General features: G+C 44.3%; 15 protein-coding genes. 12 read left to right on the forward strand and 3 right to left on the reverse strand.

Translation table 11 applies throughout. The features are described from left to right. Positions 1-71 precede the first annotated feature (71 nt). The 4 genes from ED312_RS10715 to arsB are packed head-to-tail and all read left to right on the forward strand — an operon-like array spanning position 72 to position 2,628. Positions 72-404 (forward strand): ArsR/SmtB family transcription factor, encoded by a 333-nt coding sequence (locus tag ED312_RS10715; RefSeq protein ID WP_123216013.1) that lies wholly within the window; start codon positions 72-74, stop codon positions 402-404. A gap of 49 nt (positions 405-453) precedes the next feature. Beyond that, positions 454-918 (forward strand): DUF6428 family protein, encoded by a 465-nt coding sequence (locus ED312_RS10720; protein WP_123216014.1) that lies wholly within the window; start codon positions 454-456, stop codon positions 916-918. A 24-nt stretch (positions 919-942) separates the two neighbouring features. Then, the gene (locus tag ED312_RS10725; protein WP_123216015.1) at positions 943-1,572 is read left to right on the forward strand and encodes an arsenate-mycothiol transferase ArsC; all 630 of its coding nucleotides are present in this window, start codon (positions 943-945) and stop codon (positions 1,570-1,572) included. A 3-nt stretch (positions 1,573-1,575) separates the two neighbouring features. After that, positions 1,576-2,628 carry an ACR3 family arsenite efflux transporter gene (gene arsB / locus ED312_RS10730; RefSeq protein ID WP_123216016.1) on the forward strand — a complete coding sequence of 351 codons (1,053 nt, stop codon included), beginning with the start codon at positions 1,576-1,578 and terminating at the stop codon, positions 2,626-2,628. Between the two features lie 301 nt (positions 2,629-2,929). Here arsB and ED312_RS10735 read toward each other — a convergent pair whose 3' ends face one another. The 3 genes from ED312_RS10735 to ED312_RS10745 all read right to left on the reverse strand — a co-directional run bounded on the left by ED312_RS10735 (position 2,930) and on the right by ED312_RS10745 (position 6,107). Continuing rightward, positions 2,930-4,447: an acyl-CoA dehydrogenase family protein gene (locus ED312_RS10735; protein ID WP_123216017.1), complete on the reverse strand. Its 1,518-nt coding sequence runs from the start codon at positions 4,445-4,447 to the stop codon at positions 2,930-2,932. A gap of 279 nt (positions 4,448-4,726) precedes the next feature. Further along, a complete protein-coding gene (locus tag ED312_RS10740) occupies positions 4,727-4,921 on the reverse strand; it encodes a cold-shock protein (RefSeq protein WP_123216018.1) in 195 nt (64 codons plus the stop codon). A gap of 19 nt (positions 4,922-4,940) precedes the next feature. After that, the gene (locus tag ED312_RS10745; protein WP_123216019.1) at positions 4,941-6,107 is read right to left on the reverse strand and encodes a DEAD/DEAH box helicase; all 1,167 of its coding nucleotides are present in this window, start codon (positions 6,105-6,107) and stop codon (positions 4,941-4,943) included. 935 nt (positions 6,108-7,042) lie between these two features. On the opposite strand from ED312_RS10745, the gene ED312_RS10755 reads away from it, so the two are divergent. The 8 genes from ED312_RS10755 to ED312_RS10795 all read left to right on the forward strand — a co-directional run bounded on the left by ED312_RS10755 (position 7,043) and on the right by ED312_RS10795 (position 16,082). Beyond that, positions 7,043-7,486, forward strand: coding sequence for an SAM-dependent methyltransferase (locus ED312_RS10755; RefSeq protein ID WP_123216021.1), 444 nt, complete (start codon positions 7,043-7,045; stop codon positions 7,484-7,486). 248 nt (positions 7,487-7,734) lie between these two features. Then, positions 7,735-8,346, forward strand: a complete 612-nt coding sequence (locus ED312_RS10760; RefSeq protein WP_123216022.1) for a class I SAM-dependent methyltransferase — start codon at positions 7,735-7,737, stop codon at positions 8,344-8,346. Between the two features lie 269 nt (positions 8,347-8,615). Then, positions 8,616-9,047, forward strand: a complete 432-nt coding sequence (locus ED312_RS10765; RefSeq protein ID WP_123216023.1) for a DoxX family protein — start codon at positions 8,616-8,618, stop codon at positions 9,045-9,047. Next, entirely contained in the window at positions 9,037-10,149 is a 1,113-nt protein-coding gene (chrA, locus tag ED312_RS10770; protein WP_123216024.1) for a chromate efflux transporter, read from the forward strand. The genes ED312_RS10765 and chrA overlap by 11 nt, the downstream gene beginning before the upstream one ends. Positions 10,150-10,448: 299 nt before the next feature. Next, entirely contained in the window at positions 10,449-12,956 is a 2,508-nt protein-coding gene (gene nirB / locus ED312_RS10780; RefSeq protein WP_123216026.1) for a nitrite reductase large subunit NirB, read from the forward strand. 146 nt (positions 12,957-13,102) lie between these two features. Then, positions 13,103-13,480 (forward strand): nitrite reductase small subunit NirD, encoded by a 378-nt coding sequence (gene nirD / locus ED312_RS10785; RefSeq protein ID WP_123216027.1) that lies wholly within the window; start codon positions 13,103-13,105, stop codon positions 13,478-13,480. Positions 13,481-13,549: 69 nt separating this feature from the next. Then, entirely contained in the window at positions 13,550-15,370 is a 1,821-nt protein-coding gene (locus tag ED312_RS10790) for a sensor histidine kinase (RefSeq protein ID WP_123216028.1), read from the forward strand. A gap of 43 nt (positions 15,371-15,413) precedes the next feature. Continuing rightward, a complete protein-coding gene (locus ED312_RS10795) occupies positions 15,414-16,082 on the forward strand; it encodes a response regulator transcription factor (protein ID WP_123216029.1) in 669 nt (222 codons plus the stop codon). Positions 16,083-16,102: the final 20 nt, after the last annotated feature.

The raw sequence follows: 16,102 nt of genomic DNA on the forward strand, positions 1-16,102 counted from the left end.
AAATGAACAGATGAAATCTTTGTTTAAAATAAAATTAATCGTAATATTGCAATATAATTAATATCAAACCGATGGGAGTTACCAGAACAGATATCTATTCCGAGAAAGAAAACCGGATTGCCGCATTTGCCAAGGTTATCGGTCATCCCGCACGGGTTGCCATTCTTCAGCATTTATTTAAGATCAATACCTGTATCTGCGGAGACCTGGTAGACGAAATAGGCCTTGCACAACCTACGATATCACAACATTTAAAGGAACTGAAGAACATGAGGCTGATTAAAGGAACTATTGAAGGTACCCGCGTATGTTACTGCATTGATAAAGAAAACTGGAACAGTATGAGCAGGCTCATGCAGGATTTCCTGGGTCAGGGCCTGCAGGACGGGGAAGAGTGTTGTTAAAAAATTTGAGTTTAATCATCGCTTCATTGCGATAAATAAATAATATGTTATGAAACTTTCGGAAATAAAACAGTATTTAGGGGAACTGGAAACTATTGCTTTTCAGTTACCGGATGGTTCTCTGGTGCCCAGTCATTTTCACGTTACGGAGGTAGGCAGGGTAAAAAAGGATTTTATCGATTGTGGCGGTACCGTCCGCAAGGAGGAAGTGGTAAACTTTCAATTATGGGAAGCCGACGATTACGATCATCGCCTGCACCCCGAAAAACTGGTTCATATCATAGAGCTTTCGGAACGGGTACTGGAAATCGGGGACCTGGAGATCGAAGTGGAATACCAGGGGGATACGATCGGGAAGTTCGGGCTTGATTTTAACGGAAAAAATTTCTTACTTACCGCCAAACAGACCGATTGCCTGGCCAGGGATAAATGCGGCATTCCGCAAGCGGCAAACCGGGTAGGGGATAAAGATCTGCAGGCAGCGGGCTGCACCCCGGGATCAGGTTGTTGTTAACTCTTAACTCTCCAAAAACAAGATATGAATACGAAAACCACGATTTTCGGACCGATAGAAGATACCATTGCCACTTTGGCTATTGGCGATATTCCGGCCGGTAGAAAAGAAACCTTGCAACCATTAATCGATTTTATCCGGCATAAAGCCGGTACAGGTGAAGCTATACGTATCAATTTCATCTGTACGCACAATTCCCGGAGGAGCCACCTGTCCCAGGTCTGGGCGCAAACGCTGGCACATTATTTTAATATCCGGAACGTATACTGCTATTCGGGTGGCACGGAGGCCACGGCATTGTATCCTATGGTCGCGGAAATATTGGAAGCTACGGGTTTTAAAATCGAGAGGCTGTCGCAGGGAAGTAACCCGGTATACGCCATCAAATATGCGGACAATGAACATCCCGTAATCGGGTTTTCTAAAAAACTGGATGATGATTTTAATCCCGCATCCGGTTTTGCAGCCGTTATGACCTGTTCACAGGCCGACGGAGGCTGTCCCTTTATCGCCGGGGCCGAAAAAAGGGTACCGGTAACTTTTGAAGACCCTAAAGTTTATGACGGCACTCCACAGCAAAAGGAAAAATACAGGGAAAGGAATTTACAGATAGCCACAGAACTCTTTTACGTATTCTCTGAGATAAATAACTAGAAAATGAATAAGACGAAAAAGAAACTGAGCTTTTTAGACCGCTATCTTACCCTTTGGATATTTCTGGCCATGGCTGTTGGTGTCGGGCTCGGATACCTCTTTCCTTCCGTTGCCGGAACCATTGACTCCTACAGAAGTGGCTCTACGAATATTCCTATAGCCATAGGACTGATCCTGATGATGTACCCCCCTTTGGCAAAAGTAAACTACAGGCTGTTGCCAAGAGTTTTCAGGGATGTAAAGATCCTGTCCGTCTCTTTGTTACTGAACTGGATCATAGGGCCTGTATTGATGTTCCTTCTTGCCATTACCTTTTTAAGGGATTATCCCGAATATATGGTGGGATTAATACTTATAGGACTTGCCCGGTGTATCGCCATGGTGCTGGTGTGGAACGATCTGGCGGAGGGAAGCAGCGAATACGGCGCCGGACTGGTAGCCCTGAACAGTATATTCCAGGTGTTCGGTTACAGTTTTTATGCCTGGTTGTTTATTACAAAACTTCCGCCCCTGTTCGGTTTTGAAGGTGCCATTGTGGATATTTCCATAGGGACCATAGCCGAAAGTGTGGCTGTTTATCTGGGGATTCCTTTTCTGGCCGGTATCCTGAGTCGGCTCATCCTCGTAAAAGTAAAAGGGGAGGACTGGTATACCCGGAAATTTATTCCCGCTATTTCCCCTGTTACATTGGTAGCGCTTTTATTTACCATTATAGTGATGTTTTCCCTTAAGGGAGAATTAATAGTGGAAATACCGACAGATGTGGTTATTATTGCCATACCCATGCTTATCTATTTTGCACTGATGTTCCTCATCGGATTTTTTGTGACCAAAGCAATGGGAGCGACATATGATAAGAATGCTGCGGTGGCTTTTACCGCTGCAGGTAATAATTTTGAACTGGCTATCGCCGTAGCCATCGCCGTATTCGGGCTGAATTCCGGACAGGCTTTTACGGGGGTCATAGGCCCGCTGGTAGAAGTCCCGGCGCTGATCCTCCTGGTAAGGGTTTCTTTCTGGCTGCGAAAAAAATATTACCTGGTTAAGATGGCATAAGCAGAAAATCGCTGTTCCGGATCGGAAAAGCTTTGGCCTCAGGACATTTTATCGTGAACAGACATGGTTTAGGATAAATTTCACTTATACCGAATAAGCCGGAAAATGGATTTCGTCCTGATCCGGAAAGAAGCCTGATTGTCCCAGGCCCCTCTTTAGTTAAGAAGATTTATTTTTCATAGCCTTTTTTATGGCGCCTTCATTTGAAAGAAGGCGCTTTTTTGCATGGCTTTTATAAGACTGCCTGAATAACTGATGAACCCAATAATCAAATAACTCCTTGCACCAACAACTAAAAAAGTCAGGCAAAATCCATCCAGTTGCTCTTGTCTTTATAATCCTCCAATGCTTTCGTTCCCGTATGGTTGTGCATGGTATGGTTTAAGACCGAAATTTCTTCGCGTATTACTTCTATGCAGTTGTCGGTTAGCTGCTGGCTGAATCCGGCGTTGTTCAGTTCCAGGACATCGTTTACGGAAACAACACGTGCCAGTATTTTACCCAGATCAATAGATTTCCTCTGGGGTAAGGGGCCGTCGATGGAAAAATCAAGTTCTTTTTTAAATACTTCGGCAGCCATCCGGGTTTCGTCTTTCTGTGCTGCGAAAGAGGCTACATGGTTTATTCCCGATTTTTTCATTTCTTTAAGGACAATATCGGAAATCTGGGTGTAGAGCATTTCATTAGACCCTTCGAATATCCGGAAAGGACGGCTGTCCATAATACCTCTTCCCCCGATATGACTGATCCTGTATCCTTTTGCACCGGAGAGCTGTACGTGAGTCTGGGCTGAGTCCTGCATGAGGTCGGTGATTAAAGCTTTCATACTGTTGGCCTGCAGGCCAGAGGAAGCCACATCGTTTTCAATACCGCTGATATTGGTGCTCTTGGCACACATTGCGGAGCATATGGTAAATGAAGACTGCATCCTGGATAATTGGTACTGTACCTGGTCCATAGAAAACAGGTTAGCATTCCCCACCATACGGTTCTGGCAATGTTCTATGGCATCATCCATGAGTCTCTGGAGAAAGCCCATGGCCATTCCCGGGAATTGCATTCTGCTTCGGTGCAAGATGTCGAGCATCATTTTTAACCCGGTGGAATGCGGTTGCAATTTGTGGTTTGCGGGTACCTTGATGTCAATTTTGTTCCGTCCGTAGGGGATCATGTAAAGTCCCGCATTGTCATAGTATTCCAGGACTTCGATCTTCTGGTCTTTTTTGGATTCGTCCGAAACAAAAAAATCGATATCCCTGGCCAGCTCATTCTTGTGGTTTATGTTCCGGGAGGCGATGAGCCAGTAATTGGCCATACCTGTGAGCCCTTGCCAGTGTTTAAGTCCTTTTATGTGGTATTCTTCTCCTAGGAGTTGATTGCTGGTTTTCATATTGAGCGCATCACTACCGTACTGTGGCTCCGTAATCATTAATCCTCCCATGGCCCCTTTGTCCATAAAATTCTTATAGATCCCGGGCTTAATGCTATCATTGCCGTATTTGGCCAGCGGCTCCAGGAAAAGGGCTATATTAATCCCGAATGTCAATGACAAGGGAAGGGATTGATAAGATGCCGCAGACAGTACCCCCAGACATTCTTTAACCGAAACACCCCTTCCGCCGTAATTTTTCGGAATGGCTACCGATAAGGGGTTCAGTTTCATAATATCTTTCCAGATCTTGGTAGGTAACCCCCTGGAAAGGCTTAATTGGTTAATGTCTGCCGTTTGATTGAAAATAATGTCCAGAGAATCTTCAAAATTTTTGATGAAATTCTGGTAAGGCGTCTGGGATGCGGATAATTGTGATGTTGAATACATAACCTGATAAATTTAGTGTTGTTCGTCATCATAAAAACGGTAACATAAGTTAATAAAGATGACGTAAAAATGCAACCCCCGGCATATTAATACTTTCATAAATATAAGGATGAATACTGCTTGACCGTAAAACAACAGGGTAGTACCACCAGAATGGCGGATATCCGGGCATACGGAACTGATAATAATTCAGGCGGATTTTCAGATCCGCCTGATTTTTTATGCTATTTGAGGAGTATTTCGTCCGATAGGTCCTTGCCAGGGCTATCTTCCCCGGGGTTAGTCCAGGACCTCTACATTAACCGCATTGATCCCTCTGGATCCTTGTGTGGTCTCAAATTTCACACGGTCGTTTTCCCTGATCTCATCGATTAATCCGCTGTGATGAACGAATACGTCCTGGGAAGAATCGTCGGGAGTAATAAAACCGAATCCTTTTTCGGTATTAAAAAATTTTACAATTCCTTCTTTCATGATTTAATGGTTTTAATAATTAATTAATAAATGTATATGCCATACCTGTTTTACCTGCTCTGCCGGTCCTTCCTATTCGGTGGATATAACTGTCCAGCGTTTGCGGTATCTGGTAATTGATTACGTGGGTAACATTATCCACATCGATACCTCTGGAAGCCACATCGGTAGCTACCAGGACCCTGATCTTTCCGGATTTGAACGACTGGATGGCCTTTGACCTGTAATTCTGGGATTTATTACCGTGTATTACATCGGAATTAATCCCCGTTTTTATGAGTTGTTTGTTTATTTTGTCCACAGTCCTCTTGGTTTCGGCAAACAGTATTACCTTTTTAAACGAATCTTCACGCAAAAGGTTATACAGAACGTCAAACTTATTTTCACCGTCGCGGATTTTGATCATGCTCTGCTTTACATTATTACTGGATTCCGCTCCGCTGCTGGCCGTAATTTTTATGGGATTTTCCACAAGTCCCCGGATCAATGCTTCCTGCGAAGGTTTTACCGTAGCAGAGAACAACATGGTTTGTTTCCTGGAATGCATAAGGGAAACGATGGTTTTTACATCATTTACAAAGCCCATGTCCAGCATACGGTCAAATTCATCCAGGACCAGTCCCGTAATACCCTTAAGGCTCAGGGCCCTTTGATTGATCATGTCAATCAGCCTTCCCGGGGTACCTACGATCAAATGACTTTTTTTCCTTGCCTTCACAAGATCTTTTCCCACACTCGTACCCCCGATAAAACAGGTGGCGGAAAATCTCAATCCCCTACTGAGTTCATCGAATTCCTCCCGGACCTGCAGTGCAAGTTCCCTGGTGGGTACGACAATCAGGTAGGTAGTGTTGTCCGTAGTGAGTAACTGCTGGACGATTGGGATCAGAAAAGCTCCTGTTTTTCCGGTACCTGTTGAAGCAACACCTATCATGTTATGTCCGTGGACCAGGTTCTCTATTGTTTTTTCCTGGATTTCCGTGGGTTTCTTATAACCCTTTTTCAACAGGTTGCTTTTCAGGGCAGGGTGAAGGTCCATATCCGCATAGCTTTGTTCGGATACATAGGATGCGGGCGTACCCCCGGCGATCTCGGCATGTCTTAACAGTACATGGGGACTTAATGTTGAGGCTGCCCTTTTATTGGGCTGCGGTCTTCTCGTATTTATTTTTTTTCTGTAATTCATCAGTATTCGTTTTGTTTTAGGGCAAAGAATTTGTTGTGTGGGCTGTTCTTATCCACTTCATCATCCGGAATAATCTCCACTGCATGGAACGGCTGTCGCATTGAATTCTTTACTGTTGTTAAATTCTTGATATTAAAAGGATGTCCGTCCCGGCGCGGAAGGCGGATTATAGAGATAGTAAAGGCTGCAAAGACAATATTAATGCACAGCAACGTCCACAATTGCCATGATGGGTTCAAATTTTGCGAAAAGAAGGTGCCTGGCCCCTTTAAGAAATAAAAAACAGAAAAGATAAGAGGGAGAGAAATAAAAAACAGGAAATATATAAAGATGGAACCGGACATTGTTGTTCTATCCTTTAATCTGCTTTTCCCAGTATTTTTTAAATAATTTGAAATGAGATTTTGTCTTGTAACCGGTGGATCGAAAATTTTTGATCCTGAAAAAAATAATTCTTTGATAAATTTTTAATTTAATTCCAATAAATAAATGTTCCAATGTTTTTGATCAGAAAACATTTGCGCCTTATTCTATAAGAGTAAGCTTTATGGATTACAAAGATGAGAAAGTAATGTTAAATGGGAATTCTTGAAGAGCCAACTTAAACCGATACCTGTCAAATGCAACGTGCAACGAACTTTATAAAATATAGTTGTCAGTAAAATTAATAAACTGGTTGCAAATGTACGATATTTTTTGTAAATAAGCTAATGATTTCAAATAATCGTAAAATCTTTACCGAAAATATGTTACCGGTACTATTTTACGAGCAGGTCCAAAGCCGGGCTCATGGGGTTTTGACAGGGATAATGAAAGTGGTGATCCATAGGTTCGCGCAGCCCGGTCAGCATAATACCACAGAGAACATATCAGGAACGGATTTCCCGGTCCGGATAATGAAAACAAGGGGAATTGGATGATATCAAAGTTTAAGGATGGATAAGAAAAGAACATGCTCACAGCGTCTTAAGGCCGTTGTCGAGGCACTACCGTTAAAGCCGGGCATACGGGTTCTGGAGATCGGTTGCGGTCCGGGTGCCGCTGCCCGGGAAATTGTAAAACACATAGGTAAGGGGTATGTACTGGCTATCGACCGTTCAGAAAAAGCCATCGCACAGGCAGTAAAAAATTCGGAGGAAGAAATCCGCTCCGGCCGGTTGAGTTTTAGAAAAGCAGCCGTTGAAGATTTTCTTCTGGAACCGGATGAACAGCCTTTTGATATAGCATTTGCCGTACGGGTGGGGGCGCTGGACGGAAGACATCCCGGGAAAGGGGAGCAGGCGCTGCCAAAAATAGCCGGAGCCCTGACCGAAAACGGAAAATTATATATAGACGGAGGAAACCCTTTACGCGAAATTCCCATCACCGGATACCGTTAATACCAATGGCTTTGAAGTAAGCCCGCGACGTATTTAGCCGAACAATCCTCAGCATCATGTAGGTGAAGGGCCTTTTGTTGATTAAGAACAAGTGTTGAGGGACCAGGCTTCTTTAATGGGATAAAACAGAAGGTTTAAAAGGGACAGCCATTACCGGACATATAAATCAGAAGGTGTTTCCGAATTTTAAGTAGTATCTTGGCTTTGACAATAAGTATGACTATTTTTATTCATCATATGGACAGAATATGGACAGAAAAAAGCACTGGGAACAGATCTATGGAACCAAATCGCCCGAAGAAGTTAGCTGGTACGCACCTGTACCGGAAGTTTCGCTCGGCTTTATAGAAGATTCCGGAATTCCGAAAACTGCAAAAATCCTGGATATCGGAGGGGGAGACAGTTTTCTTGTGGACCACCTGCTTCATCTGGGATACCAGGACATCAGTGTCCTGGATATCTCGGAAACAGCTATTGAAAGGGCAAAAGCAAGATTGGGGGAACAGGCGAAAAAAGTAAAATGGATCGTAGAAGACATAGCAAATTTTCAACCGGACATACAGTACGACTTCTGGCACGACAGGGCAGCCTTTCACTTTCTGACGGATGAAAAGGAGATTTCGGATTATGTGAAAATTGTCGGGAATCATGTGGTAAAAGAGGGGTTCCTGGTAATCGGCACTTTTTCCGAAAAAGGCCCGGAGAAATGCAGCGGAATACAAATACAACAGTATTCCGATAGTTCCATGACCAACCTGTTCAAAGACTGTTTTAAAAGAATAAAATGTATCTATACAGATCATGAGACCCCTGCGGGTAATATACAGAATTTTGTATTTTGCAGTTTCAGGAAAGTGTAGTTCGGCCTGACCTGTAATGAACGTATTGTGTAACTTATATGTTATACTTTAACGCAGACAACATAGGACATCTTCATGTAGGCGACATGACATGAAGCATTATCATATAAACTACATAAAAAATAAGCCACAAGGCGGGTGAAGGTAAATTACCCGCCCTTTGATTTATTATTAACCGTTAAAGCCTGTAATATGCGGGGCGGCACACAAAGGTGTTCCCCGATACGCTTTAACGGATTACGGATGTATCACCATACAGACAAAGGATAATGTTGCAAAAAATAATACGAACCGATAATTCGAGAGCCACGATTATAATCCGGCTTATGGTCGGAACCGTTTTCCTGTCGGAAGGACTACAGAAGTTTCTTTTCCCGGCCCTTCGCGGAGCAGGCAGGATGGAAAAGATCGGTCTTCCCGCTGCCGATTTTTTAGGGGGATTTGTAGGAACGTTTGAAGTGCTTTGCGGAATACTTGTCCTGCTGGGCTTTCTCACCCGGCTGGCAGGTGTACCTCTTGTAGCGATAATGCTGATTGCCATAACAACAACAAAACGCGAAATCCTGCTGAACGAAGGTTTTTGGGAGATGATGCATGCCGGCAGGACGGACTGGGCCATGCTTCTGGGAAGTTTTTTTCTTATTGTAAAAGGCGGTGGTTTGTGGTCGGTGGACAAAATGGTTTCGAAAAATGGCGGATAAACTAAAAGAAGTAGCTCTTTTGTTCTTCAAACTGGGTAGTATTGCTTTTGGAGGGCCTGCTGCTCATATAGCCATGATGGAAGACGAAGTGGTCAGGAGAAAGAAATGGATGTCCCGGCAGCATTTTCTCGATCTGGTGGGAGCTACCAATCTGATCCCGGGTCCCAATTCTACCGAAATGACAATGCATTGCGGGTATGAAAGGGCCGGGTGGAAAGGATTGATAGCGGCAGGGGCCTGTTTTATTTTTCCCGCCGTTACCATTACTATGGTCTTTGCCTGGTTATATAAGCAATATGGGCAATTGCCTGAAGTAGAACCCTATATTTACGGTATAAAACCGGCGGTGATAGCCATAATACTGGGAGCCGTTTACAGGCTTGGCCAAAAAGCCCTTAAAAATGTAAAACTTGGTATTCTTGGAGGAATGACACTTATAGCATGCCTTCTGGGGGTGCATGAGATTCTTGCCTTATTTGCCTGCGGGATCTCCGGACTGGCCCTGTATCTTATCTCCGGTTCCAAAAATAATTTAAACGGAAGTGTGGTGCTCATACTCTTTCAGGCAGCCAAATCCGTAACTTCAGCAAAGGTTTTCTGGATTTTTTTAAAAGTGGGTGCTTTGTTATACGGAAGCGGCTATGTGTTATTTGCCTACCTGGATGCCGAATTGGTGGATGGCGGGTGGCTGACGAGACAGGAATTGATAGACGCCGTTGCCGTGGGGCAGTTCACCCCGGGGCCTGTCCTGTCCACCGCTACATTTATCGGCTGGCAGTTAAACGGTTTCTCCGGGGCGGTCGTCGCTACCGTTGGTATCTTTCTTCCTTCTTTTATTTTTGTGGCCATACTGAACCCCTTCATTTCCAGAATGCGAAAATCAATAGTATTCACGGCCTTCCTGGATGCAGTGAATATTGCCGCAGTAGCCGTTATCATAGCGGTTTGTGTAGAGATGGCAAAAGATACCTTAACAGATTGGCGTACCATTTTAATAGCCGTTCTCAGTTTAACAGCCGTTTTTGCCTTCAGGAAAATGAACAGTGCTTTTATTGTCATAGGCGGGTCCGTGACCGGATATCTCCTGGAGACACTGTTGTAAATTCCGGACGGTTTCTGAAACCGTAATGCTTTATCCGGTATATACTTTCCTACGCGACTTTGCGGTTACGGATAAAGAGAAAAAGAAACCCGCATTTACAAAATACTTAGTTATTCCAACCTTTTTTAATATCTACAGGTTACGATCGGGAGAAATATATATTGACTATATTTCTTTTATGATCGGTAATTTATGCGTTTTATTCATTATGGGTATTGTTTTTTTGCTATTCCATAAATAATTGGATCTAGTTACTTTTATTAAGTAATAATACTTATTTTTGTATAAAATACTTAGTTATGCAAAAAATCGTAGTTATAGGTAACGGTATGGTAGGATATAAGTTTTGTGAGAAACTTATCGCATCAGGTTCGGGGGAAAAATTTGAGATCACGGTTTTTGGAGAAGAGCCCAGGGCTGCTTACGATCGTGTTCATCTGAGCGCCTATTTTTCTGTGGAAAGTGCCAGCGAACTCAGTATGGCTCCTTCGGGGTGGTATAAAGACAACGGTATAACGCTACATACTTCTTCCCTGATCTGTGAGATTGACAGGGAGAAAAAGATAGTTGCAGACCACAAAAATAATATCTACCCTTACGATTACCTGATTATAGCTACGGGATCGGCCCCGTTTGTCCCGGATATAGAGGGTATTGACACCCCCGGTGTTTTTGTGTACAGGACCATCGAAGACCTGGATGCTATTAAACAGTATGCTGTAAAGGCCAGGAGAGAATATGGCGGAAAGGCAGCTATTCTGGGAGGCGGGCTTTTAGGCCTGGAAGCGGCCAATGCCACAAAAGAACTCGGTTTGGCAACCGACGTGGTGGAATTTGCCCCGCGCTTAATGCCCAGACAACTGGACGATTCGGCCAGTAACATGTTACAGACCAAAATAGAATCTATGGGCATAGGGATTTACCTGAACAAATCTACAAGCAAAATTTACGGGAATAACAGGATAGAAGCCCTGCATTTTGCAGATGGTTCTCAGTTAAAAACCGATATGCTTGTCATTTCCGCAGGGATCCGGCCGAGAGATGAACTGGGAAGGAATGCCGGCCTTAGGACCGGGGAACGCGGAGGTATCTGGGTGGATAATAAAATGCAGACATCCGACGCATCTATATATGCCATAGGAGAAGTGGCTTATTACAATGGCGGGATATACGGGCTGGTCGCCCCCGGCTATGCCATGGCCGAAATTGCGGTAAACCAGATCTGTGGAGGAGACAAACGCATGGTGGAGCGTATAGATATGTCTACACAGTTAAAGCTGATCGGAACGGAAGTAGCGAGTTTCGGAGATCCTTTTGTCGACGGTAACAGTGCGTCGGCCATTGTATTCGAAAATAAATTTTCCGGTATTTACAAAAGGATAAATATAGACAAAGAGTCCAGAACCCTGCTGGGAGGTATTTTAATAGGAGATTCTTCTGATTACAACACTCTTTTTCAGTTGTACATAAATACAATGAAACTCCCGGAAACTCCTGAAGATCTGATTATTCCCAATAAAAGCGGGGAAACTTCCGCCGGGAGTGTAATGGATCTGCCCGATACGGCACAAATATGTTCCTGCGAAAGCATCTCCAAAGGGGCTATTTGCGAAGCGGTCAACAGCGGAGGGTGCCAGAGTGTAAAGGATGTCATAAACCGGACCAAGGCTACGACCGGGTGTGGGGGGTGTAAGCCCATGGTTACGGATTTGGTGGGTGAAAGCCTTAAGGCCCTGGGAAAAGAGGTTAAAGAAACCATTTGCGAACATTTCAACTACAGCAGACAGGAGCTTTACGACCTCGTAAAGATCAATAAAGTAAAAGATTATAATGAAGCGCTGGACCTTTTCGGGAGCGGACACGGCTGCGAAATATGCAAACCGGTGCTGGCATCCGTTTTTGCGAGCATTTACATGGAAACGGCCAACAGACAGGTGACAATACAGGATTCGAACGATAAATTTCTGGCCAATATTCAGCGAAACGGTACCTATTCGGTAGTCCCCAGGGTAGCTGGGGGAGAAGTTACCCCGGAAAAACTGATGGTACTGGGACAGGTAGCCAGAAAATATGACCTGTACAGTAAAATTACAGGAGGACAGAGAATAGACCTTTTCGGGGCAAAACTGGATCAGTTGCCGGATATATGGAGAGAACTTATCGAGGCGGGTTTTGAAAGCGGACATGCTTACGGCAAGTCGCTACGGACCGTAAAAAGTTGCGTGGGGTCGACCTGGTGCCGCTATGGTATGCACGAAAGCGTGAGCTTTGCCATCCGGATAGAAGAACGCTATAAAGGACTGCGATCGCCGCATAAACTCAAAGGCGGGGTCTCCGGGTGTATACGCGAATGTGCGGAAGCCAGGGGAAAGGACTTCGGTATTATCGCAGTGGAAAAAGGATGGAATCTATATGTGTGCGGTAACGGGGGAGCCACGCCCAAACATGCCGTACTCCTGGCAGAACAGCTGGATGATGAAACCTGTATAAAATATCTCGACCGTTTTTTAATGTATTATATAAGAACTGCACCCCCGCTTACCAGGACTGCACCCTGGCTGGAAAAACTCGAAGGAGGGATAGAATACCTTAAACAGGTTGTCATCGAAGATAGTCTCGGTATTGCGGAGGACCTGGAAGACGAAATGCAAAACCTGGTGGATTCGTATGTCTGTGAATGGAAGCAGGCTATCGAAGACCCCGAAATGATGAAAAGGTTCAGGCATTTCGTAAACTCCGATGAAACGGATAGTTCAATAGAATTTGTCCCGATGCGGGAACAAAAAATGCCAAAACCCTGGAGATAAAGTAGTGGTTATGCGACGCCCGTAACAGGGTTTCGGATACCAACGGATATGATATGGGAATATAAACCCGCAAAATTGTTATTCAGATGGACTTTATGAACTTTCGATTTCCGTCTGACCCTTGAAAAACAACTGAATATTAACAGATGAAAGAAATTTTGGACCAATACAGGACAGTTAACGAACAGGAGATCCGGGAGTGGTTCCTGGCAGGGAAAATAAGCGACTTTCCCAGTGACGGTGGAGTGTGCGTAAAATACAAAACAAAGCAGATCGCCGTTTTTAATTTCGGGAGAATGGGGAAGTGGTATGCCTGCCAGAACCTGTGTCCCCATAAACTGGAAATGGTAATTTCAAGAGGTATGATCGGCGAATCTGCGGGTATTCCCAAAGTGGCCTGCCCGTTGCATAAAAAGACCTTTTCTCTGGAAGACGGTTCAAATTTAAACGGGGAAGAATATAAAATAGCCGTTTATCCTGTGAAAATAGAGAATAAAAATGTGTATATTGGATTTTCGGAATGATCTTTCGGATCTTTTCCCGAAGATCATACGGAACAGATCCCGGAAAGTACTCTTGTAATTGTATTAAAAATGTCGGAAGCCAACCAGTCTTCAATAGAGTGGCATACGTTTAGTAAGTTAAAACGCCTTTATATCTTAGCGCTAAGTGCCATTGCTATTTCGGTTTTGGTAAGCCAGGTATTTATTCATCGTTTTCTGGACGACCAGGAAAATGATTCCACTGTGATCAATATTGCAGGAAGACAGCGGATGTTAAGCCAGAAACTGTCCAGGGAGACCATGCAGCTTTTACATGCGGGGGATAGTATTCCCGAGCGGGAAATAGCGGCCGAAATGCGGGAGACGGTTTCGTTATGGGCCGATTCCCAGCGGACACTGATAAACGGAAATGAAGAATACGGCCTGCCGGAGAATAATTCGGATACGATACGTGACATGTTTCGCGAAATAACCCCGTATTTCGAAAACATGGAAAGTTCGGCCAACTATATTATCGGGTATGTAGAAACCGGTGAAGCGGCCGATGTGGGCGTGTTGAGGCCGGCAATAGTAAACATTCTGGAAAATGAGTCTGCATTCCTCGAAAGAATGGACCGGATTGTCAACCAGTACGAAAAAGAAGCCGGCCAAAAAGTAAAGCGCCTGGAACGCCTGGAAATCATCCTTACCTGTTTTACGCTCCTCGTACTCCTGTGCGAGTTTGTTTTTATTTTCTTTCCAACGGCCAAAGCAGTCAGAAATACGATTTCACAACTTATTGCTTCCGAAAAAAAAGCCAGGAAAATGGCATACCATGCGGATAAGCTGAGCCAGGAAAAGGACAGGTCGGTCAAGGAGTTGAAAGTGCTTAACCAGGCCATAAACCAGACACTGCTTTTTGCCAGGGTCTATCCCGATGGCGAAATAATACAACTGGGAGAGAAATTCTCCAGGATATTCCAGATCAGGGAACTCCACACTTTCAATAAGTTCCAGGACCTGTTTTCCGTGAATGAAGCGGACAGAAAAGAGATCGAGGCCTTGTTGCACCAGAATTCCAGGCAAAACTGGCAGGGTGAGGTGAAGGTAACTTCTTCCTCAGGAAAAAATATATGGATGGAAATGTCACTGATTCCCTATAACCCCGGGAATAACAAATGGGAAATCCTGATCATTGCTACCGATATCACCTCCAGGAAAGAAGCCCAGCTGGAAATAGAACGGCTTACCAAAGAACAATTTGAGGAAAAAATGAACCGCCAGAAACTGGTTTCCAGTAAAATTATCGAAAACCAGGAACAGGAACAAAACCGGATAGCCAAGGATATCCATGACGGCATCGGACAGATGCTTACGGGGTTGAGCCTTAACCTGCAAAGCATAGACATCGGTAAGCCGGAAAGGGCAGCTCAGAAAATCGATAACCTGAAGGATCTGACCCTGAAGATTATAAAAGGGGTAAGGACGGCTACTTTTAACCTGATGCCCCCGGAATTAAGCGATCACGGTATAGTACCGGCACTGAATAAACTGACGGAAGAACTGTCCAAACTTACGGGCAAGACCATTTTTCTTTACGATAAAACGGGATTTGATCACCGGCTGGACTCTTTGGCCGAGATCAATATTTACAGGATCACACAGGAAGCGGTAAACAATGCCATAAAATATGCCGATTCATCCCAGATTATCGTAAGTGTCTCTCATAGCGATAGCCTCCTGAGTATTAATATCGATGATAACGGAAAAGGCTTTGATCCTAAGAAATTAAAGCCGGGGAACGGTGAAGGGGGGATGGGGATTTCATACATGAAAGAGCGTATCCGGTATATTGACGGGCGGTTATTCATAAACTCACAGGAGGGAAAAGGAACCCGCGTAACGATCAACATCCCGCTGTCTGTACTGTAAATACGTAAAAAATCATTAGTTTTGATAAAATATCTTAATCGGGATGAGTGATAAATTACGTATATTCCTTGTTGACGACCATGTACTGGTCAGGGACGGGATAAAAGCTTTGCTGGAAGAACAGGAGGAAATTGAAGTTATAAACGAAGCTTCCGACGGGGACGAAGCCCTCCGCATTCTTGAGAATGAAACCCCGGACCTGGTCATCGCGGATATCAGGATGCCCAACATGAGTGGCATTGATATGATCAGGGAACTGAAGCAAAAGAAGCCCCGTATTAAAACGCTGATGTTGTCCATGCACGATTCCGAAGAATACGTAGTTCAGTCCATACAGGCGGGGGCGGACGGGTATCTTCTGAAAGGTTCCAGTAAAGAGGAATTTTTAAAGGCCCTGCACAAAATAATGCATGGGGAAAAGTATTTTTCCGGCGATATTTCCACCGTACTGATCAACCATTTTTCCGGTAAGGGAGGAGATACCTTCAAAGGGGCCGGAAAAACCCCGGACCGCAAGGCCCCTTTTCATCTGACCAGAAGGGAAAAACAGATACTGGACCTTATACTGGAAGGCAGGAGTAACAAGGAAATCGGGGAAGAACTCAACATAAGTAAACGCACGACAGAAGTACACCGGTTTAATTTGATGAAAAAACTCGAAGTAAAGAACCTTGCGGAACTGACCAATAAGGCTAAGGAATATAACCTGTAGGAATCCTGATTGATAATATC

It is taken from the genome of Sinomicrobium pectinilyticum (assembly GCF_003725735.1).
In the GTDB taxonomy this organism is placed as follows: domain Bacteria; phylum Bacteroidota; class Bacteroidia; order Flavobacteriales; family Flavobacteriaceae; genus Sinomicrobium; species Sinomicrobium pectinilyticum.